Below are 22,553 nucleotides of genomic sequence, written 5' to 3' on the forward strand. Positions count from 1 at the left end.
AGTTTGCCCTATCTTTTCTCATCTCCCGCTGCTACCAATGCCCTTCAGCTTAAACCTGACCGGAATGTAAATCCTTTTTGGTTAAGATCCCTCAATTTTACCAAAGCTTATCCAAAAAGATTGCAATAAAGGGCAGGACTGCAGCCCCCATTAAATACTGCACATCCATTTCCTGAATATCTTTAAAATACTTTTCAAATAAATTCTCCAAAAGATTTCACTAAAGTTAAAAAATCATAAATCTATATCGCTGATTGTAATAAAACCGTATAATTGTAGTATTACGTAAATATCATTATGATGAATTTTAACATAAAGAAATTGATGTTTTTCATTCTTTTTCTTTGCTTACAAACGCTTTCTTTTTCGCAGAGTAAAAAAGTACAATTACCAGCAAATTGGCATAACCTTGATTTAATAGAAAATGGTTTTTACGGCATTAGTACTGAAAAAGCTTATCGGGAAATTTTGAAGGATAAGAAGCCTAAGCAAAAAATTGTTGTTGCTGTGATTGATGGTGGGGTTGATATTAGTCATGAGGATTTAAAAGATGTTTTATGGACAAATCCAAAAGAAATTGCAGATAATGGAATAGATGACGATGGTAATGGTTATGTTGATGATGTGCATGGATGGAATTTTATCGGTTCTAAGAGCGGAAATCTGCAATATGATAATTTAGAGTTAGTTCGTCTGTTAAGAATTTATACTCCGAAATACCAATCTACAACTAATTTGACACCTTTGGATAGTACACAAAAGGAGGAATTTAGGTTATATAAAAAAATGGTTGGTGATTTTGGTAGAAAGTATGAGGATGCGAGTAATACGTTTTCTGTACTTATTGCTATTAATAAGGTTTTGGATTCTGTAGCAAAGATTAACAATAAGAAAATTCCTTCTTTAGAAGATATTGATAAGTATAAAGCGGATGATGAAACCGAAGAACAGGTAAAAAAAATTATTAGAAAGGGTGCGCAAGAAGATGGAAGTTTCGAGAAGTTTTATAAAAATATTAAGGATGGCTACGAGCAGTATGATGCAATGCTTAAGTATAATCTCAATCCTAAATACGATAAAAGAGCTGAATTAGTAGGTGATGATTATTTAAATTCTAACCAGAGAAACTATGGGAATAGCGATGTAAAAGGCCCAGATGCAATGCATGGAACACATGTTTCTGGTATAATAGGTGCCAACAGGCTTAATAGTTTAGGGGTAATGGGAGTAGCTAATAATGTGAGCATTATGGCTATAAGAGTAGTGCCTACAGGCGATGAAAGAGATAAAGATGTTGCCAATGGGATAAGATATGCTGTAGATAATGGTGCCAAGGTTATTAATATGAGTTTTGGTAAGAGTTATAAATGGGATAAAAAAGTAGTAGACGAGGCTGTTAAATATGCCGAAACTAAAGGTGTTTTGTTAGTTCATGCGGCTGGTAATGATAATCAAAATAACGACATTGATGAAAATTATCCCAACAAGTACTTTGATAGTAAGGAAGCAGAAGATTATAAGGCAACACATAAAATAAAGGTGAAACCTGATTTTACGCCCCCAAAAAATATTTCAAGAAATGGGATAGGAATGCCTCAATCTGCGGATAGAAAGAATGCGGAGAGACCTTTGTCTTTAGATTCTCTTAAGTTTAATTTACCACATGCAAATAACTGGATTGAAGTTGGTGCAAGTGCTTATAAGGATGATGATAATTTAAAAGCAGACTTTTCAAATTATGGCAAGTATACTGTTGATGTTTTTGCGCCTGGTTTCTTAATAAAATCGACTGTTCCTGATTCAAAGTATGAAGAATTGGATGGTACTAGTATGGCTTCGCCTGTAGTGGCTGGTCTTGCAGCACTAATTTTGAGCTATTATCCTGAGTTTACCCCTGCTGAGGTTAGAGATATTATTATGAAATCTGTTTCAAAGGTTAATCACAAGATTAAGTATAAGAATGAAAAGGGAGATAATGTTAGAGTTCTTTTTTCAGATATTTGCGTAAGCGGCGGAATTGTAAACGCATATAATGCTTTAAAACTGGCCGAAACATATAAGAAATAGGGGATACTACCTGGGAAATAACTTTTATAGATTTACCTATTTAAATTTATAATTTATTGGATTTAATAAAATATTGAAAGGTTCCGAATGGATATTTTTTTGATTTCATCCAAGAGATTAGATTATCCATTCTTTCGATCATTTTTATACCCGTATTTTTTCTTACGTAACCTGGAAATCCAAAACGTTCAAAATCATTAAGATCAGTAAATTCCCATGGGTGGAAATAAATATTTAGGTATTTATCCTTTTTGTAAGTCCAGCTGGAGAGGAATTTATAAATAGCTAGAGGTAAATTATGGAATGATAACCAGAATAGTGGAAAACGAATTAACGGACTTACCGATGCTGGAATTTGAAGTACGTTTTCTTTTTTAAAATACGTTCTGGAAATATTAAAATTATTATATCTACTAGGTAAATAAGTTGGGTTAATAGAAGTATTGTAGGTATAGCCAGCCTTAAAAATCTCTTGTTCATCAACAGGCATCATTCTCGCCATGCGATAACCTGTAATTTCTTTGCCTGAAAGTTGTTCGAGTTTTAATTTTGATTGTAAAAGATGCTCGGGCTTAAAATCTGAATGATAATAGCCATGTGAAGCAAGTTCATGGCCACTTGAGGTAATTCTTTCAATTAAATCAGGGATATTTTCTGCAAAGGTTACGGTACAAAAAAAAGTGGCTTTTACATCATGCTTCTTTAACAAATTTAATATTGAAATAGTACCTGCTCTGGAAATCGCGATCTGATCTTCAAAGGAAATATCTTTTCCATATTCGAAGGGCATGTCAAATTCTTCAATGTCAAAACTTAAAAGAATCATTTATTTGGAATATTGGTTGAACGAATAATATAATTAGGACGGTTTTTAGTTTGCATAAACATTTTGCCAACATAAATTCCAATAATACCTAAAATGATGAGTTGTAGCCCACCGAAGAAAACTATTGTCATGATTACTGAGGCCCAGCCAGAAACTTCTACTTTATTAATGAAGGCATAAAGAACGTATGGCACATATAAAACAGATGCTAACGAAAGTATAAAGCCCAAATAAACGGCTGTATAAAGTGGTTTTATGCTAAAGGAAGTTACGCCATGCAATGCAAGTCTTACCATTTTTTTTACGGTGTATTTGCTTTTTCCGGCAAAACGTGCAGCAGGATTATACTTAATAGCATATTGTTTAAATCCTAGCCATTTAACAAGTCCTCTTAGAAATGGTTCATTCTCATGAAAATTTCTAAAAACATTAACAACCTTTTGATCTAAAAGTCGAAAATCAGCAGAACCTGGTTCAAGTTCAATATCTGAAAGACTATTTAATACTTTATAGAATAAGTTTGATGTACTTCTTTTGCGTTTCGATAGAGATTTATCTTCCTCACGAACGGTATAAACAACCTCATTACCTTCTTCCCATTTCTTTAACATTTCTGGAATCAAATCTGGTGGATGTTGCATATCGCAATCCATAGAAATTACGCAATCACCAAAAGCGTGATCCATTCCTGCTTTTACAGCGAGTTGATGTCCAAAGTTTTTAGAAAATTCAAGGAAAAATACATTGTTTGAAGCAGCAGCAAATTCTTTGATTTTATCGAGCGTATGATCTGCACTTCCATCATCAACCAAAATAATTTCGTGGTCGTAATTAATTGTTGAAAATACGTTTTTAATACTTTCTACTATAACAAAAATATTATCAGCCTCGTTGTAAGCGGGAATAACTATTGAAACTAATTTTTTCATTTATGTGCAATCAAATGGCAATTTAAATTACACATAAAAACTATAATTTGCTTTTTTAACAAAAAAAGTAGCTGCTTTTATTAATTTAAATTGACTAATGGGAGTCATTTTTATTTGATGCTGCAAGATATGAATTTTAAAGAATAGTTATTAAATAAGTTACATTTGAGCATGAAATGAATATCTTTAAATAAAGCAGTTTAATTCATTATGAAATCTTTAATTCTCTTATTATCTCTTATTTGTTTAAAGACACCTAAAATTGATTTTAAAGTTCAACAGGATTCTTGTACAAAACATTATGATGAAACAATACATAGCTTTGTTTATAGTTATGTTGATCAAATGCCTGAGTTTCCAGGCGGACCAAGTAAATTTTATTCCTATTTGTTTAAAAACCTTAAGTTTAGTCCTGATACTACAAAATCTTGGCAAAGTAGGGTTCCTACTACCTTTTTTATAGATACTTTAGGCAACATCATAAATATTAGTATTGATAATAAAGTGCCTAAAGATTATACAAGTCTTGATTTGGGTTTTATAGAAGTACTCAAAAAATGTCCAAAATGGAAGCCAGCAAAATGCAATGGAAAAAAGGTTGTTTTTAGATATAGAATTAATCCTATTATAGAACCGAATTAAATCGAATAGGATTATTATAGGTATTATGTTGAACTATTTATCCCACCAAACTCTCGAAGTTAATACATCGCCTCCGGTTAATCTACCAATGGCATCTTTATAGTTATTGGTATTGTTTAAAATTTCTGTCGATAAATAAATCATCCTCCGTGGGATGGTTGCGTTGGTAACATTGCCTGTATAATTTACGGGTACAAGTTCAGGATATCCACTTCGTTTCCAATTTAACCAGGCCTCGATAAAGTTAAAGTTTGTACCTGTTGTAATCCAATATTGTGTGTTAATGGCTTTAAAAGAATTCTGTATGTTGCTTTCATCCAATGGGTTTTGGGCAACATAATTTGATATAACTGTAGGGTCGATTTTTGCCTGTTGATCCAACAACGATAATGATTGCAGAGATGCAGTTAAGCCATTGCTATAGTGATTGTTAGCTGTTCCGGTTACATTCCATCCTCTAATTTTGGCTTCAGCAAGTAAAAACTCTGTTTCAGAATATGTCATAATAAAAATAGGACCTCCCAATTTTAAGTACACAGATGTTCTAGGTCTAGAATAATTGCCCAATGGTGCAAAATTGCTTCCACTTCCCGTACCTCCTGGATAATCTGGCGCATTATTAATATCTGTAGCTCCACCTTGTAAATCATAACCATTAGGCATTCCTATTTGAACAGCAGGATCATTATTTCCTTTTAAATTTTGATTTGAATTTTGGGCTAAACCACTCGGCGGAATCTCACCAATTACACCTAGTCGCGGATCATTTGTGTTTCTTAACTGATCAATCAAAGTTTTACTCCACCGTACTTCTAAATAGTCAGAATAAGTTCTTAAAGCTAAAGAAGTACCATTTTGACTATTAAATGAAGATGCATCTGTTATCAATATTGCGCTATCATTAATGCTTGAGAAGGTTTTTCCTGCGGCTTTTTCTACCCATATTTTAGCTTTATCAGGATTAATTTTCGTTAACCTCATCGCAACGCGAACCATAAGGGAATAGCCAAACTTTTTCCATTTTTCAATATTTCCTTTATAAAATAGATCAGCAGTTGGCTTAGGTTTTAAGGGGTCGAGGTTGTTTATTGCATTTTCAAGATCATGAAGCATGGAATCATAAATATCTTCTTGCCTATCATAAACTGGATATTTAATTCCTTGCATGGCTTTGGCAGCTTGAGAATAGGGCACATCTCCATAAGTATCGGTTATCCTTTGCAAAATTAATACAAACATAATATCACCAATATTAATTAAGTTGGTATTCTCTTGTGGGTTTTTGAGGTTGGCAAGCCGTTGCATTTCTCTTATTGTGGAAACTTCGGCATAACCTTCATCAAAAATTCTTCCCTGATAATCGGTAAAGCTGGCAATATTTATATATTTATCGCCATTGTTATAATAGTAATAGGTAGATGCAAGTAGTTGCATCATAGTACTTTGATAAACTAATTGATAATAGCCAATGTTAGCGTATTTTAATTGAGCAGAAGAAAGTAGTTCATTAGGGTCATAATTTTCTGCAGTTACTTTTGTGGGATCGGTATTAATATCATCTAACTGTTGTTTGGAACAGCCTGAATAAAATAGGCAGAGAAAAACGGTTGCATAAAGAATTGCTTTTTTCATGATGCCTGCTTATTTAAATTTTAAGTTTAAGTTTAAGCCAAACGTTCTGGTTGCGGGTAAGGAGGCCCCTTCAATGCCAGAATATGCAAGTATAGGCGAAAATTCAGATTCTGGATCTATATTTTTTGTATATTTTAATAGCGTAAATAAATTTCGACTTACAAAATCTATACTGATGCTTTTAAATGGAGTTTTTTTTAAAAAGCTTTCTTTGAAAACATATCCAAAGGTGGCTTGTCTTAATTTTATAAAACTTCCATTTAGCACTGATAAGGCAGAAATATTACTTGCCAGCTCTGGGTAGTAATTATAAGCGGGTACAAGTGTTGTGTTTTTTAATCCGTTTTCATATACGCCACTTGCAATAATTCCATTCTCTCTGCCAGGTAAAGTGGCTTGGTTTAAGCCGTTAACATATGAATAGTTTTCCGTGGCTGATAAAATTTTATTGCCAAATCTATAATCGATCAGAAAAGAAATATTGAATTGGCCAAATGTAAAACTATTGTTTATTCCGCCATAAATTGATGGAATAGTACTTCCCATGGGCACTAAATCACCACGTTTCGGGATTCCATCTGACCCAATAATTATATTTCCAGCGGCGTCTCTTTTATAGTCATAAGCCATAATTTGCGTAATGGGTTTGCCTACCACTAAGGCCGTATTTGCATTTAATGGTCTATAAGTTCCTGTTAAAGTATAATTATTACTACCATCAATAGATAGGAGTTTATTTTTTACCTGAGTGAAGTTAAAACTAACCTGCCACTTTTTATTTTTCCTTAAAATTGGGGTATACTCTATTGCAAGCTCGGTACCTACGTTTCTGGTTTTACCTAAATTAACATAAGCTGATGTAAAACCTGCTGTTACAGATTGTTTGGCATTTATAATTTCGTTATTGGTAACCCGATGGAAAAATGTAAAGTCGAAATCAAGTCTACCTTCAAAGAACTTTAAATTTAAGCCTGCTTCAAATTCATTCAAAGTGAAGGGTTTTAAGTTATAATTGGGCAAATCGCGAGAAAAATCACCTACAGGAATACCATTAATGCTGTTATCAGATACATAATATATTTGTGTTGTGTAGGGAACGGTTGGTTCTCCGCTGGTTTTTGCGTAATCTAATCTCAATTTGCCAAAACTTAAATTTCTAATATTAATTAGATCAGAAAATATAAAGCTTCCAGAAATTCCTGGTACAAATATGCCTCTGCTATTAGAAGGGAGCGTTGAATAAATATCATACCGCCCAGTTAATGATAAGTTTAAAAGCTGGTAAAAAGATAAATCGGCTGTATAATAGGCAGATTCAGTAACTATTTTTGAGATGGTATTGGTATTTGTTTTGGTAATTAAATTATCCGGCGTATATAGGTAAGGGATAATAAATTGCGATCCTTTTATTTTTTTTGCGTTTCCATTTCTTTCTCTATAATTTGCACCTAAAGAAATATCAAGAACCAAATCTTTAGAGATATTTCGGTTAATTGAAAGCAAAAAATCACTATTAAATTCTGATGTTCTTAGTTGATCAAAAGCATTTATTCCTCCTTGTCTATTAATCGAAAAGGCCGTTCCGGTTGGTAAAATACTAACTACCTCATCGTTACTTACATCATAGCCAAACCTACCTTGAATAGATGCCCAACTGTTAAAATTATATTTTGCCGAGGCCGAAGAAATATAACGGTTACGTTTGGCGTAATCCGTTTGTTTATTCATTAAAAAATAAGGATTGGTTTTATATTCATCAGCATTCCAACGTACTTCATTACCAGTTATTGGATCATAACCAGGGGCTAAAAGTGCTTGATCCAAACTTGTTGCCAATGCTGCAATTCCATAATTTGCATTAAGCGGACCATCGCTTAAATAGCTCTTATTTTTGTTGTTTTCGTAAATATAATTCGCATTGAAACTTATTGTAAGTTTTTTGGTTAAATCAAAAGAAGCATAAATATTGAAAGTTTTTCTATTTAGATGTCCATTTTTTAAAATAGAGCTATTATCAAGGTTCGAAGCAGAAAGGCGATAAATATTTCGATTACTCCCACCGACTAATGAAATCGTGTTGGTAAAGGCTGGAGCGGTTCTATAAAAGTTTTCAATATTATTTTTTGCTGGTAAATAAGGCTTGTAAGAACCATCAATTTGTGGTGTGAGTGCGCCATCCATTTTTTCTCCCCAACTTAAAATTCCAGTAGAAGATGCATTATATGTGTTGATTGGGCGCTTGTTTTGTGCGCCCTGACCATAAATATATTGAAAATCTGTGTTATTAACAGGGGTTTCAAAAGATAGATTTGTATTATACTCTATAGCTGGTCCAGCATTTTCTTTTCCGCTTTTTAAATTAATTAGAATGACACCATTTGCCGCCCTAGCTCCATACAGTGCAGATGCTGCCGAACCTTTAAGAATGGTTATGGTTTCAATATCGTCTGGATTTATGTTACTTATTCCATCCCCATAATCTGCGCCGCCATACTCATTTGCACTTCCACGCAGGGTATTATCAATTGGGACACCATTTACTACAAAAAGGGGAGAAGCGGCTGTCATACTTGCTACACCCCTAAGCAATATTCGTGCGGAGGATGATGGACCACCGCTAACACCACTAATATTTAAGCCGGCAACCCTTCCTTGCAGTGCCATAATCATGTTGGATTCTCTCGCTTTGCTTATGGAACTGCCTTTGATTGAAGTTACGGCATAACCTAATTTTCTATTATCTTTTTCTATTCCTAATGCTGTAATTACAACCTCATTTAATATCCTGGCACTATCTGGATGATTAGATTTTATTTCAATAGCTTTAATTACAATAAGATTATTAGGTAATAAAGCGTATTCGTAGCTTGTATTTTTTAATATTTGTTGCAATACCTGAGTAACTTCAACATCAGCTACATTAATGGTAATTTTCTTTTGAGGTATTTTAGATTCACTAAAAACGAAATGATAAATGGTTTGATTTTGAATGGATTCGATTACATTTTCAAAATCTACAGATTGAAGATTTAGCGTAACTTTTGTTTGCGAGTAACTATTTATTGAAATTAAGAAAGGTATAAAAAGAAATAATTTCTTTAACAGCTTCATAAAATAAAGTGTACATAACCTGGATTGAATTTGGTTAATTATAAAGGTAAACAATTTTACCTTGTACATTATAATTAAAATGCTCAATCATTTTAAGTGCCTTTAAAGCATCGGTAATGCTTTCTTCTTTAAATTTGCCAGTAAATTTGAATGATTTTAATGCCTCATCTTTAAAAACAACTTTTACGCCATACCATCTTTCAAAAAGTTTTGAAATTGAAACGAAGTCATTGTTTTTAAAAATTAATTCGTGATTTAACCACGATGTCTCAATTATTGAATTTAGATCATTAGCTGAGAAATAAGTTAATTTACTTAAGCTTGCCTTATTATCTTTATTCGTAAATACAAACTTTTCATTTGGCATTAAAATAAATGGGGTGTCTTTATGGTCATTAATGCTAATTTCAACACGACCTCTAATTAATGTTGTTTCAGTAAAATTGTCGTTCTTGTAAGCTTTAACATTAAATGCGGTGCCTAAAACTTTAACTTGTATTTTATCTGTATGAATTATAAAAGGGTGTTTTGCATCTTTTTTTACATCAAAAAAAGCTTCACCTGATAAATAAACTTCACGTTTACCGCCTTTAAAACTTGCAGGATACTTAAGTTGGGTTACCGAGTTTAATGTAACGAAAGTGCCATCAGCCAAAGTGATATTTTTCTTTTCCGCTAAAGTATTAATGGATTGTAATCTATCAGCACTAATGAAATCTTTATAAATAAAAAATCCACTGATTGCAACCACGAAAACTGCTGCAATTTGAAACCAGACTTTAAAGTTTTGCTTGGGTTTAATTGACCGAACATTAGAAATATTTTCAGCTCCTTGTGGTACGATGATTTTAGATTTAATACGATTGAAAACTAAATCAATCCGTTCATCGGGTGTTTCGTCTTTTTGAAAATAGGTATTTAACGATTTATATTCTTGTTGATAGTTTTGGTTGGAAGCAAGAAGTAATTCCAGCTCATTAGATTCTTCTGACGAAATTTCGCCAGCCAGTTGTTTGCCAAGCAATTCTGTAAATCTTTGATCTGTCATTTATATCTTTACCCTATTTTATATATATAGTACCTGTTTTATTTAAAATTGCCTACAAAATATTAAAAAAAGATATCATACCCAGTATAATAACTAAACTTATAAGCTTCTCGGTCACTTCACCTACAACATTATTCTGAGCACCGGGTTTTAAAATTACCCTAAGCTTGGCTATTGCTCTAAATAATTGAGTTTGTACCGTTCTCGGGCTTATTTCTAAAATATCCGCAACTTCTTTATACTTCATGCCATTTTCTTTAATCAATCTGAAAATAATTTTAGCTTGTGGCGGTAGAGTTTCTATTGCATGGTCTAATTTTTTATGTAGCTCTTTTTGTTCAAAAATAATTTCCGGATTAAAATGATTTACGGGATCATGCTCTCCAGTATCTCCTAAATCGATAAACGTAACACTTGAATTTTTTTTTAAGTGTTTCAGTGATTGATTTCTGATGGCAACAAAGAAGTAACTTTCAGGATTTAAAATGTGCGTACCAGCCTTTCGGTTTTCCCAGCATTTAACAAATACTTCAGCAACAATATCTTCTGCAATTTCTTTATTATTTACGTAATAAGTTGATAATTTAAGCAAGCCAGCATACAAATAACGATACAGTACCTCAAATGACTTTACATCATCATTGAGGCAAATCTTTGTCCATAATAAGAGAAGATCTGGCTTCGTTGCTTTCAATTTCGGTTAGATTGCTTGACCAAATGTAAGCTAATAATTAAAAATAATTACAAAAAATGTATTTGCTTGTAGGCAGTTTTCTACAAAAATGGATTCTTACTAATAAAGACATCATAAATTTTACTACCAGCTGAAATTATAGGTGTTAAAACCAATATAAACCCATTCTAAATATGAGCAAACGAGTGTGCAATGCTTTTCTGTTTTCTATAACTTTTTACGTAAAAGGATTTACTAACTCTTAACTCATAAACAAACTACCGTTAAAAATGATAACAAATGAATACGTACTTGGCGTAGATATAGGCGGATCGCACATTACCGCGGCCGTATTGAATATGGTGGATAGATCTATACTTCAAAACTCTTACACAAGAAAATGGATAGATTCTCACGGAAAGCCTGAGCTTATAATACAAAACTGGAGTAAGGCTATTGTGCTTGCTTATAAAAAGGTGGGTTTAAAAGTAGATAAGATTGGGATTGCCATGCCAGGACCTTTTGATTATGAAGAGGGAATATCTTACATAGCTGGTAACGATAAGTACGAAGCATTTTACGGTTTAAACGTTAAAAATATGCTTGCGGATGAGCTTAAAATTAAACCATCGAATATTCTGATGAAAAATGATGCTTCTTGTTTTTTAGCCGGAGAAGTGTTCGCGGGTGCTGCAAAAGGCTATAAAAATGTAATTGGTATAACATTGGGAACTGGCTTGGGTTCTGCAACACATAAAAACGGAGATGCAGAAGATTCAAATCTTTGGTGTTCGCCATTTTTGGGAGGTATTGTTGAAGATTACCTTTCTACCCGATGGTTTTTGAAACGCTATTATGAATTATCAGGACTTAACATTTTAGATGTAAAGGAAATGACAGAATTATACATTTATAACCCAACGGTAAGGAAAATATTTGCTGAGTTTGCTGGTAACCTAGCAACTTTTTTAAAAACATTTCAACAAAGTACTGAAGCAGATGCAATTGTAATTGGAGGAAATATAGCGAATGCTTCTGAGCGATTTTTGCCATCGGTAATTAAACAATTTAAAACGTCCAACATAGAAATTCCAATAGTTATCTCAACACTTAAGGAGCATGCGGCTATTGCTGGTGCGGCAAGTTGCTGGGAAAGTAGACTAGTAAAAAGTTAAGTTCTGGCTTTGAGAAAAAATATTTTACGTAAAACGATTTTCTTGTAGGCAATTCATTTTAAATAATGCTCTCTACTAATAAGGCAAAGATCAAATTGCTTAACAATTAACCAAATAATAACCAAAGTTTAATCCTAATGAGTATGAAAAAATCATTACAATTGACGTGTTTATTGCTTTATGCATCCACAAGTTTATATGCGGCTGAAACTGTCAATAACCTAAAACTATCATCATCCTTCACTGCCTTTTACCAAGACCCAATAAAAGGAACGGTAAAAGATGCAAAAGGAGGAACAGTACCGGGAGTAAGTATAACTATAAAAGGTACTACTACAGGAGCAACTCAAACTAATACATCGGGCCAATACTCTATCCAGGCTAAAACGGGTGATGTTTTAGTATTTTCTTTTGTAGGTTATCAAACAAAAGAAATTACAGTAGGTACGCAAAGCGTAATAAATGTTACACTGGATGACGATTCTAAAAATCTTGAAACAGTTGTAGTAACCGCTTTAGGTATTAAAAGATCAGAGAAATCCGTTACCTATTCAACGCAACAAGTAAAAGGAGATGAGTTAACAAGAGTAAAAAGTACAAACCTTGCAAATTCATTAAATGGTAAAGTTGCGGGTTTAACAATCTCTTCGAGTTCATCAGGTGTTGGGGGTTCTGCTAAAGTAATTTTAAGAGGTTCAAAATCTTTGGTTGGAAATAATCAGGCACTCTATGTTATTGATGGAGTACCTATGAATAATACAGCAACTAACCAGCCCACAAGTGCTTATGGCGGAAGTAACTCTTATGATGGTGGTGACCCAATTTCTAACTTAAATCCGGATGATATTGAAAATATATCTATCCTAAAAGGTGCTTCAGCAGCAGCACTTTATGGTAGTCAGGGTGCAAATGGTGTAATTATTGTAACAACAAAAAGTGGAAAAGAAGGTAAAACTGAAATTAACTTTTCATCAAGTGCTTCATTTGATGAGGCTGCCTTTAAACCAAAATTCCAAAATTCTTATGGAGTTTCAGATCAATACAAAAGCTGGGGCGCTGCAACATCGGCAGTAGGTGATAACTTAAAAAGCTTTTTTCAAACTGGAACAAATTATACTAATTCCATCAGTTTATCCGCTGGATCTAAAGTTGCACAAACTTATGTTTCTTACGCAAATACAACCGCTAGAGGTATACAGCCAAATAATAATCTAACAAGAAATAATTTAAACTTTAAAGAAGTAGGTCATTTCTTTAATAATAAGTTAACAGCTGATGCCAGTGTTAATTATGTAACTCAAAAAATTGAGAACTCTCCATTAGCAGGTTTCTATTTTAACCCACTTTCTGGTTTATATTTATTTCCAAGAGGGGTAGATATTAATCCATATAAAAATGGGTATCAATCTGTTAATCCTTTAACCTTATTGAACGAGCAAAACTGGATTACAACCAACCGTGCAAATGGTGTGTTGACATTTAGCGAGGATACGCAACAAAATCCATGGTGGATTATTAACAATAATCCTAATACTTTAGATAGAAACAGAGTATTATTAAATGGAAATTTAAAATATGAAGTAAATTCTTGGTTTAATATCCAGGCAAGAGGAAGCATTGACAGAATTAATGATATTTATGATCAGAAATTATATGCAGGTACTTCACAATATCTGGCTAAAACAAATGGAGGTTACAATTATTCAAATAGCGTAAATACTCAGAAGTACGCAGATTTACTTGCAAATTTTAATGGATCAATTAGCGATAAATTTAAAATTACAGGTGTAGTTGGAGCAAGTATAAGAGATACCAAAACCAAGGGATTAAAATATGCTTCATCTGGAGATATAGGTTTACTTTATCCTAACGTATTTACGCTTCAAAACACAATTACTGATCCATCTTCAACAGGTGATTTACCAGAGGAACATACTCAATTCCAATCATTGTTTGCGAGTGCAAACCTTGCCTATAATGACGCGTTGTACTTAGATATAACCGCTAGAAATGATTGGGCATCTCCATTGGCCTTCACAAAAAGTGGAGTATCTTATTTTTATCCATCTGTAGGTGCAAACGCTATATTAAGTCAGTTATTTAAATTGCCACAATCTATCAGTTTTGCAAAAATACGTGCATCATATGCCGAGGTTGGTAACGCTCCACTAGCTTATCAAAGCAGACAGCCATTGGCTACCATAGGTGCCGGTGGTTTAACTCCACTTGGTTCAATTTCTCCATACTCAGATTTAGCACCAGAAAGAACAAAATCAATAGAGATTGGTACTGAATGGAGGTTTTTTGGAAATAAATTAGGCTTGGATTTTACATATTATAAAACCAATACACACAACCAAACATTGTTAATTGCAGCACCTGAGGCCTCTTTCTACGGTACAGCTTATTTAAATGCTGGTAATATCCAAAATCAAGGTATTGAGTTTGTAGCAAACTATAACAATGTACTTAATGGCGATAACCTTAAATGGAATACCTCGGTAAATTTTGCATTAAACAGAAATAAGGTTATTGAATTATCTCCAACAGTTTCTAAAGCAGTTTTAACAGGTTCTTCTGGCGCTAACTACCAATCTATTGCTAGCGTAGGTGGCTCTTTTGGCGATATTTATGGCAAAAATCTGCAACGCGATAGCCAAGGCAGAATTATGATTGATGCAGATGGAAAGCCAATTGTTCAAGGTGGTGATTTTACGTTTTTGGGAAATCCGAATCCTAAATGGCAGTTAGGTTGGAATAACAATGTAACCTACAAACAATTTAACTTATCATTCTTAATTGATGGAAAATTTGGTGGAAAAGTAATGTCAGTAACTGAGCAAATGCTTGATTCTTATGGTGTTTCTAAAGCCAGCGGTGATGCACGTTTAGCTGGCGGTGTTAGCGTAAACGGTGTTGGTCCTACAGGAAATGCTGTTACAACAGTTGCAGCAGCTAAATGGTACCAAACAATTGGTGGCAGAGAGGGCGTATCTGGCGAGTATATGTATAGCGCTACAACAGTTCGATTAAGAGAAGTTGCCTTAGGTTATACCTTCGATATTAAAGATAGTTTTTTTAGATCGCTAAAGCTTTCACTAACGGGTAGAAATCTTATCTACTTCTACAAAAAAGCCCCTTACGATCCTGAATTAACCATGTCTACGGGTAATGGTCTTTCTGGTGTGGATATATTTATGCCACCTGCAACCCGTAGTTATGGAATCAGCTTAAACGCTAACTTTTAATCTAGTTTTTAATTACAATTAAAATAATAATCATGAAACATATTAATAAGTATAATTTCATATCAAAATATATCATTCCATGCACCCTTATTCTTTTTGCCACCTCATGTAAAAAGAATTTCGAAGAATATAATACTAGCAATTTAGCTGTAGATATTAACATGGAAACTACATTTAAACACATTCAAATGGGTGTTTATAATTTCTCTGGTGGTGGAGATCCAAATTCATACCAGTTACAGCAAAATTTAAATTCTGATTGCTATTCAGGTTACTTCATGAGTCAAATTAATTTTGCAAGTGGTAATAATAACCTAAACTATGCTTTGGTATCTGGCTGGAATACAGAACCCTTTAAAGTGGGTTATTTGGATATTATGCGTTATATCAATATCCTTAAACAACAATCTGTTGATACAAAATACCCAGGACTTTGGGCAATTGCACAAATCTTAAAAGTAGAAGCTATGCACCGTGTTACTGATATTTATGGCCCTATTCCTTATAGTAAAGTAGGCCCTTTAACAGATGGAGCAACGGGTGTACCTTACGACAGTCAGAAAGATGTATACAATAATTTCTTTACAGATTTGGACGCTGCTACAGCATCGCTTAAGGCTTTTATTGCCAGTGGTAAATCTTTGCCTTTCGATTTTTCTAAAATGGATTTGGTATACGGAAGTAATGCAGGTACAGAGTTTGAAAACTGGCTTAGATTTGCAAATTCATTGCGTTTAAGATTAGCCATGAGGATTGTAAAAGTGGATCCTGGAACAGCGAAATTGCAAGGACAAAAAGCTTTAGATCCAGCTAGTGGGGGTATAATTACCGATAATACACAAATAGTTAAAGTAAGTGTGCCAAATGGTAACTTCAGCAATCCGTTGGTTTTTATTACTCAAAACTGGGCAAATATTTGTATTGGAGCTTCTATTCAAACCTACATGAGCGGTTATAATGATCCTCGCATTGGAAAATATATGGATAAATCAACTGATGCAGCTTCAAATGGTCAATACAAAGGTATTCGCATAGGGTCAGATGTAGGTGCCTTTAAATATGAAAAATATTCTACGTTAAATTTTAAAGATGGAAGTCCATCATATACTTTAAAAACAGCACCTGTTTTAATGACTGCTGCTGAAGTATATTTTTTACGCTCGGAGGCTGCATTAAGAGATTGGAGCAATGCTGGTGGAACCGCACAGGCACTTTACGAGCAAGGGGTACAAACTTCGTTTGCGCAATGGGGCGTAAGTGCAGCTACTTATTTGGCTGATGCTACAAGTACACCTGCAGCATATGTAGACCCATTAAATGCCGTAAATAATGCAGCAGTGCCATCTACTATTACTATTAAATGGGATGAAAGTGCAGTAAACGAACAGAAATTAGAACGTATTATTACGCAAAAATGGATTGCTAACTTCCCTGAGGGACAAGAAGCCTGGAGCGAATTTCGCAGAACAGGTTATCCGAAATTATTGCCTGTAGTTAAAAATAATAGTGCGGGTTCGATTTCTACCACTGTTCAGATAAGAAGATTACCATTTTCTCAAAATGAATATAGTACCAATCGTACCGAAGTGCAAAAAGCTGTTTCAATGTTATCAGGACCAGATAATGGAGGAACAAGATTATGGTGGGATTTAGATAAAGCAAACTTTTAAACATTACAGAAACGGGATTAATCAGCGATTAATCCCGTTTCTTTTTATACAGCAAGAACCACAGGACTGAGTAAGAATTTTTTTAAATAAATAAACCTTTAATTACAAAAACTATGAAAAAACTAATCTTGTTTACCGCAATTGCTTTAATAGGGATTAAGGCCAATTCAAATCCATTGAAAGAGGATAAAGTATTTCCTTCCTCTTCAAAAAGTTCTCCATCAATCGCATTAAAGAAATTTAGAAGTGCCGCAACTTATTTGGATAACAGTTCAAATGCATGGGCAACTATTGTTTTGACAAATACTTCGGGTGGTAATTCTTACACATTTACAGTACCACCTCAAACAAAAATCAGATCAAATGTTATTGATGATGGCACTTACAATATTCATATATCAGGTTCAGGCCCGAATAGTTTGGGCGTATTCCGATGCGATAATCAGTTGTATGGCTATTCTGTGCCAACGCCATACAATTATACGGGTTACAGCACGGCATCCAGTGGACAACTAATAATTGTACTGGTACCATAAATAGTAATTATAACTTAATTCATATAAACAATATTAGAAGTTCAATACTAACGTGAATTTCTACGCTTTCTACCCTACAATAATTTCTAACCAAAATTTCAACTTATGAAAAAACTAATCATCTTCGGAGGAGTAATTCTATCCGCATTCGTTTTACTGTATGCCTGTAAAAAAACAGCAACGGAAACAACAACGCAAACTGCTAATTTAAAAGGCGCTATGATGGCTACAAGTACGGTAGCACTTCCATTAACTGGGCCATTTGTTACTGGCTATGTAGAAGTAAACGACCATGACATAGCAAATATTGGTACTTACACTTACGGAAATCCGGCGAAACAGTTATTTAGCCTTTCTGTTATCTTCGCTGCCAATATTAATTCAGTTAATAATTTACCTACCTTATCTTTTAACACACAAGTACAGGCCGTTTTAAACTCAACGAAAGTAGCTGATTTACATGCTCTAGGAATAAAAGTAGTTTTAGATGTGCTAGGTAACCATCAAAATGCTGGATGGGGCTGTTTTACAACTTATGATCAGGCAGATGCATTTGCAATACAATGTGCTGCAGCCGTAAAGCAGTATGGTTTGGATGGAATTGATATCGATACAGAGTACTCTAAATGTACAGCAAACGATAATTCTTTAGTGCTTGCCGTTGCTGCCTTAAGAGCGAGATTAGGTGCTGATAAATTAATTACAATTGCTGCTTTTAACGATGCAAATTCTTTTACGGCAACCTATGGCGGGAAAAAAGTCGGCGATATTTTAGATTATGTTTTTGAGCAAAGTTATTTCTCGTCTGATTATGCTGGCAGGCTACAACCCTATATTAGTGCAGGTGTACCGAAAAGCAAATTAGGCATAGGAACTGATTTAGCAAACAACGATCAAGCTGCTGTAGCTAAATATGTTAAAGATAATGGATTAGCAAGTGCAATGGTTTATAATGTAAGTAACGATTCGCAGGTAAAGCTTTCTAATCTTGCTACGGCACTATATCCTCAGGCGCCCGGATCAAATATGTCATTATTATTTGATGGAACTGACGAGTACCTTAATTCAAACAGCTTTAACTTGGCAGGTACAAGCCTAACTTATGAAGGATGGATTAAACCAGCGGCTTTTAAAACTGCATCGCCTTATGTTTCTACCATTATGGGTATAGAAGTTAGTGATTCTAATGTTGCACTGCTTCGCTTGGGTGATGCCTCATTAGATAATAATAAATTGCAATTCGTTTTAAATACAGGAGGATCAACGCCTAAAAAATTAAATTCTGTAACTTCTTTAACAGCTAACACATGGTATCATGTGGCAGCTACTTATGATGGCGCTACTATGAAAATTTATATTAATGGCGTTTTGGATGCAAGTATGAAGGCTACAGGCACAATTGCCGCTAATGGTACATTTCAGGTTTCAAGAAGTTGGGATAGTAACCGCGGATTTAGTGGGCAGCTTGATGAGTTGAGAGTTTGGAAAACTGCATTATCTCAAGCTACTATCCAAGCAAATAAATGTAGTGTTGCAGCAAACAGTACAAATTTGGAAGCTTACTGGAAATTTAATGAAGGTACGGGCACAACCATTGCAGATGCAACTGGGCATGCGCATACTGCTAATCTTCTAAATATGGAAAGTACGGATTGGTCTATAATTGTACCCTGTCCATAATTTTATTAAATATTCTTTTCAACAAAAATATCATCTCTTTGCTAATGCATTGAGGTGATATTTTTATTTGTGGACAATTGAATTTTAACTTAATAGGTACTTGGAACAAACCAGTTTTCTATTGCCTTTCTGAATTCATTATAATCGGGATGTTTGTCATAAGCCAAGGCAATAATTCCATCAGGACGTATTAATGCAGCACTTAAACCCAATTGGTTTTGTGCACTACCAGCAACGTATTTAATTCGATCATTATAATCAATTGCCAAAGTTTTAAGTAAATTATCACTTTCAAAATCCAAGAGTATTGCTTTTCCATCATACATTAGTTCACCAATCATTGTAGCATCTTTAAATTCAAAATTCGGAACGCTAAAGCCAGTTAAAGGATGCTCGCCTTTAATATCTGTTTTGGTCAAAATGCCCCATACTCGACCTGCAAAGTAAGTAGAGCCATCATCAGTATTCATTAAATCTTGCATAATTGTATACATGGCACGGGCAGATGGAGTGGGTTTCATTATTCCAACCTGTGCCCTCGACCAATCCAAAACTTGAGCACCAATAGGATGTCGTTCAGTAAAATAACTATCCAATAAGCTTTCAGGTGCTCCATGTTGAATAATTGCTCCAAGTTTCCATCCTAAATTCATAGCATCGCCTAAACCTAGGTTAAGTCCTTGTCCGCCCAATGGCGAATGAATATGTGCCGCATCGCCAGCTAAAAGAACTCTTTGGTTTCTATAGTTTGTAGCCTGTCGTGCTCTATCTGTCCAACTAGAAGCAATATGCAAAGCTTTAATTGTAACGTCGGTACTCGAAACTCTGCGCAATACCTCTTGTAAGTGTTCTGTTGTAATTGGTTTATGAGAACTGTGAAAAGCTCCGTTATCAAAATCCTGTATCATCAGGTAACCCGGTTGCGATTGCATGTACATACCCGTTGGCGTTACGTTTCTGCCAGGTTTAAGTTTCTCCGGATCAGCAATATCAATCTTTGCTGTATAGCCAGTAAATTCAGGCTCGGTACCAGCAAATTCAAAGCCGCCAAGCTTGCGTACAATACTTCGACTTCCATCGCATCCAATCAGCCATTTCCCATTAAAAGAAAAGTCGCCAGATTGAACAGTTACACCATTCTCTTTTTGTTGGAAATTAGTAATGGCACAACCATATTTAATTGTTACACCCAATTTATCAGCACGTTGACTGAGCACGGTTTCAAGTTCTTCCATTTCTGAGATTAAACTAGAACTCGTAGAGCTTGGCAAACGATATTTCCATTGTGATGTATCAATATTGATGTCGTAAAAAGGAATACCTGCAAAATGCCCAACTTGTTTTTTAGCTTGTGGAGTCTGTCCGGCATTGGAATGCGGACTTTTAATACGCTTATGGATTTCGAGTTCCTTTAACAAATCTCTGCGATAAAGCGCTTCAATAGTAGGAGAAGATAATCCACGAATGCCAAAGGGAAGTTGTTTTAGTGGCGATGTGGAACGGTTTGACTTTTCCAATATCAACACGGCGCAGTTTGCTAAAGCTAATTCACAGGCAAGAAACAAGCCTACAGGGCCTGCGCCAGAAATAATTACATCGTATATAGAGTTGTTTGTTGCTGATTTTTTATTTTCAATTGTAGTTTTCATATTTATAATATTGAACTACAAATTTGAGCACTATTGTGGCTTCAGGCTTGTACAAATGCGACAAAGTTATTGCCAAAAAGTAGTTTGCCTTTTTTTGCTTTGCGTGCAAACGCAGCAGGAGTGGTGTTACTATAGCGTTTAAATTCTCTGCTTAGGTGAGATTGATCTGTATAGCCAAATTCATGTGCAAGGCCAGCAAGGTTAACATCAGGAGTGTGCCATAAATAATTTCTAACTTGTTCGAAGCGCATTAAACCCGAAACATCTTTAATAGTATGACCAGAAGATTGCTTGAATTTTCTTTCCAATGTTCTCACTGTAGCATGCGTGGCTTCCGCTACCCGGCTTACTGGCAACGTGCCTTTAGCCTTGCTCATTGCTGTACCTGCTTTAACCAGCATGCTATTAACGGTAATTTGCGATTGTAAATCCAAAAAATATTGCGTTACCTCTTTTATCGCCTCAGTTATATTACCAGCCTTAATACTTTTATATAATTTGGGTTGGAGTTTAGCAATTGGATGTTCAAATATGTGAACACCATTCTTGTCAGATGGTAGGCCTAGTAAATCGAACACCATCCATGGGTAACATCTGATGCCAATAATCTCTAATGAATTTTCGGTATAAAAATGAGCGGGCGTATTAAGTAACCCCATCATAAATGGGGATGGTAATGCCTGCAAATCTCCACTGGGAAGTAGGCTATAAAGATGATCGAAATGAAAAATAATTTCTGCATAACCATCTGGTACTACCTCAAAATTTGGTTGTTGCTCAGCCTCTCTTTTGTTGTACCAAAAGCATCTAATGGTATCGCGGAGTTCTTTAGGAGGTTCAAATTCTTGGTGAAGCATATTCAAAGATAATATTTGAGCTGCACTTAATATTATCTCAGTAAACTAGAAATTAAGCAAAAACTAGTTCCGATACTTCTGCCAATACTTCTTTTAAGCTTAAGGCTACTTGCATTTCTTTCTTTTTGATCCTACTTAATGTTTCTAACCGAATGGATAAGTAGCTGGCAAGATAGCGTAAGGGGATGTGGCTGGAAACAAATCGTTTATCGGATAATAATTGTCTGTATCGATCAGATGCATTTGGTATTCTTGCCAAAATTGATCTTTGAGAGGCAGCAAAATATTGAAGCGCTAAAAGTTTTCGGCCAATTATATTTGCTTCCCTAAATTGCTCGTACATCCTATCTATTAATGAATAAGGTACACAAACTAGTAAACAATTTTCAAGAGCATGAATGTATTCTGCAGAGTAATGTGCGTTTTCATCAGGATGCTGTGCGGCACCCATAATTTCGTTTTCAAATGCAAACCAAGTAGTAATTTCTTTACCCAGATCTTTTATAAAACCTCTAGCAGTGCCATGAACAATGTAATATAAAAACTTATTATTATCTACCGGTGATAAAATATACTTACTCTTTTTTACTTCAACAACGAGGCAATTTTTCCTGTATTCTTCAATAAGTTTATCTGGTAAGGGATGGTGCTGTTTTAAATAATAAAGCAGAAACGAAATTGCAAATTGATCTTCAGTTGTTGAACCCATATAATTTTGCATATAAAATTTTTATGGCTATGTAAAACGATCAGGCTATTATCAATATGCTAAAGATTAACATATTTGAACTTTTGAAATCATTTTGATAA

Annotated in this window: 16 protein-coding genes; 7 read left to right on the top strand and 9 right to left on the bottom strand. The window is 34.4% G+C overall.

Annotated features, from left to right (window positions below; all coding sequences use genetic code 11):
* The first annotated feature begins 297 nt into the window (after window positions 1-297).
* Window positions 298-2,067 (top strand): S8 family peptidase, encoded by a 1,770-nt coding sequence (locus EHC72_RS20820; RefSeq protein WP_131539653.1) that lies wholly within the window; start codon window positions 298-300, stop codon window positions 2,065-2,067.
* A gap of 46 nt (window positions 2,068-2,113) precedes the next feature.
* Here the strand turns inward: EHC72_RS20820 and EHC72_RS20825 are convergent, their stop codons facing one another.
* Together EHC72_RS20825 and EHC72_RS20830 are read right to left on the bottom strand one after the other, a co-directional pair.
* The gene (locus EHC72_RS20825) at window positions 2,114-2,893 is read right to left on the bottom strand and encodes a polysaccharide deacetylase family protein (protein WP_131539654.1); all 780 of its coding nucleotides are present in this window, start codon (window positions 2,891-2,893) and stop codon (window positions 2,114-2,116) included.
* Window positions 2,890-3,822: a glycosyltransferase family 2 protein gene (locus tag EHC72_RS20830; RefSeq protein WP_131539655.1), complete on the bottom strand. Its 933-nt coding sequence runs from the start codon at window positions 3,820-3,822 to the stop codon at window positions 2,890-2,892. Before EHC72_RS20830 ends, EHC72_RS20825 begins: the two co-directional genes overlap by 4 nt.
* 210 nt (window positions 3,823-4,032) lie before the next feature.
* On the opposite strand from EHC72_RS20830, the gene EHC72_RS20835 reads away from it, so the two are divergent.
* Window positions 4,033-4,464, top strand: a complete 432-nt coding sequence (locus EHC72_RS20835; protein ID WP_131539656.1) for an energy transducer TonB — start codon at window positions 4,033-4,035, stop codon at window positions 4,462-4,464.
* A gap of 33 nt (window positions 4,465-4,497) precedes the next feature.
* On the opposite strand, the gene EHC72_RS20840 is transcribed toward EHC72_RS20835, so the two are convergent.
* Genes EHC72_RS20840 through EHC72_RS20855 form a run of 4 tightly spaced genes read right to left on the bottom strand, consistent with a single transcriptional unit; the run spans window position 4,498 to window position 10,949 of the window.
* Complete coding sequence (locus EHC72_RS20840; protein WP_131539657.1) at window positions 4,498-6,096, bottom strand: SusD/RagB family nutrient-binding outer membrane lipoprotein; 1,599 nt, start codon at window positions 6,094-6,096, stop codon at window positions 4,498-4,500.
* A gap of 9 nt (window positions 6,097-6,105) precedes the next feature.
* Window positions 6,106-9,207: a SusC/RagA family TonB-linked outer membrane protein gene (locus EHC72_RS20845; protein WP_165585905.1), complete on the bottom strand. Its 3,102-nt coding sequence runs from the start codon at window positions 9,205-9,207 to the stop codon at window positions 6,106-6,108.
* Window positions 9,208-9,241: 34 nt separating this feature from the next.
* Window positions 9,242-10,255, bottom strand: coding sequence for a FecR family protein (locus tag EHC72_RS20850; protein WP_131539659.1), 1,014 nt, complete (start codon window positions 10,253-10,255; stop codon window positions 9,242-9,244).
* A 52-nt stretch (window positions 10,256-10,307) separates the two neighbouring features.
* Complete coding sequence (locus EHC72_RS20855; RefSeq protein WP_131539660.1) at window positions 10,308-10,949, bottom strand: RNA polymerase sigma-70 factor; 642 nt, start codon at window positions 10,947-10,949, stop codon at window positions 10,308-10,310.
* A gap of 269 nt (window positions 10,950-11,218) precedes the next feature.
* Between EHC72_RS20855 and EHC72_RS20860 the strand changes: the two genes are divergently transcribed.
* From EHC72_RS20860 to EHC72_RS20880, 5 genes are all read left to right on the top strand, one after another.
* Complete coding sequence (locus EHC72_RS20860) at window positions 11,219-12,103, top strand: ROK family protein (protein ID WP_131539661.1); 885 nt, start codon at window positions 11,219-11,221, stop codon at window positions 12,101-12,103.
* Window positions 12,104-12,246: 143 nt separating this feature from the next.
* The gene (locus EHC72_RS20865; protein ID WP_131539662.1) at window positions 12,247-15,351 is read left to right on the top strand and encodes a SusC/RagA family TonB-linked outer membrane protein; all 3,105 of its coding nucleotides are present in this window, start codon (window positions 12,247-12,249) and stop codon (window positions 15,349-15,351) included.
* A gap of 32 nt (window positions 15,352-15,383) precedes the next feature.
* Window positions 15,384-17,021, top strand: a complete 1,638-nt coding sequence (locus tag EHC72_RS20870) for a RagB/SusD family nutrient uptake outer membrane protein (RefSeq protein WP_131539663.1) — start codon at window positions 15,384-15,386, stop codon at window positions 17,019-17,021.
* A 113-nt stretch (window positions 17,022-17,134) separates the two neighbouring features.
* Entirely contained in the window at window positions 17,135-17,557 is a 423-nt protein-coding gene (locus EHC72_RS20875; RefSeq protein ID WP_131539664.1) for a hypothetical protein, read from the top strand.
* A 105-nt stretch (window positions 17,558-17,662) separates the two neighbouring features.
* Entirely contained in the window at window positions 17,663-19,237 is a 1,575-nt protein-coding gene (locus EHC72_RS20880) for a LamG-like jellyroll fold domain-containing protein (RefSeq protein ID WP_131539665.1), read from the top strand.
* A gap of 89 nt (window positions 19,238-19,326) precedes the next feature.
* Here EHC72_RS20880 and EHC72_RS20885 read toward each other — a convergent pair whose 3' ends face one another.
* The 3 genes from EHC72_RS20885 to EHC72_RS20895 are packed head-to-tail and all read right to left on the bottom strand — an operon-like array spanning window position 19,327 to window position 22,464.
* Window positions 19,327-20,886, bottom strand: coding sequence for an FAD-dependent monooxygenase (locus tag EHC72_RS20885; RefSeq protein ID WP_131539666.1), 1,560 nt, complete (start codon window positions 20,884-20,886; stop codon window positions 19,327-19,329).
* Between the two features lie 41 nt (window positions 20,887-20,927).
* A complete protein-coding gene (locus tag EHC72_RS20890) occupies window positions 20,928-21,743 on the bottom strand; it encodes an AraC family transcriptional regulator (RefSeq protein ID WP_131539667.1) in 816 nt (271 codons plus the stop codon).
* Window positions 21,744-21,795: 52 nt separating this feature from the next.
* Window positions 21,796-22,464: a Crp/Fnr family transcriptional regulator gene (locus EHC72_RS20895; RefSeq protein WP_131539668.1), complete on the bottom strand. Its 669-nt coding sequence runs from the start codon at window positions 22,462-22,464 to the stop codon at window positions 21,796-21,798.
* Window positions 22,465-22,553: the final 89 nt, after the last annotated feature.

Source organism: Pedobacter nototheniae, assembly GCF_004335085.1.
Taxonomy (GTDB): Bacteria; Bacteroidota; Bacteroidia; order Sphingobacteriales; family Sphingobacteriaceae; genus Pedobacter; species Pedobacter nototheniae.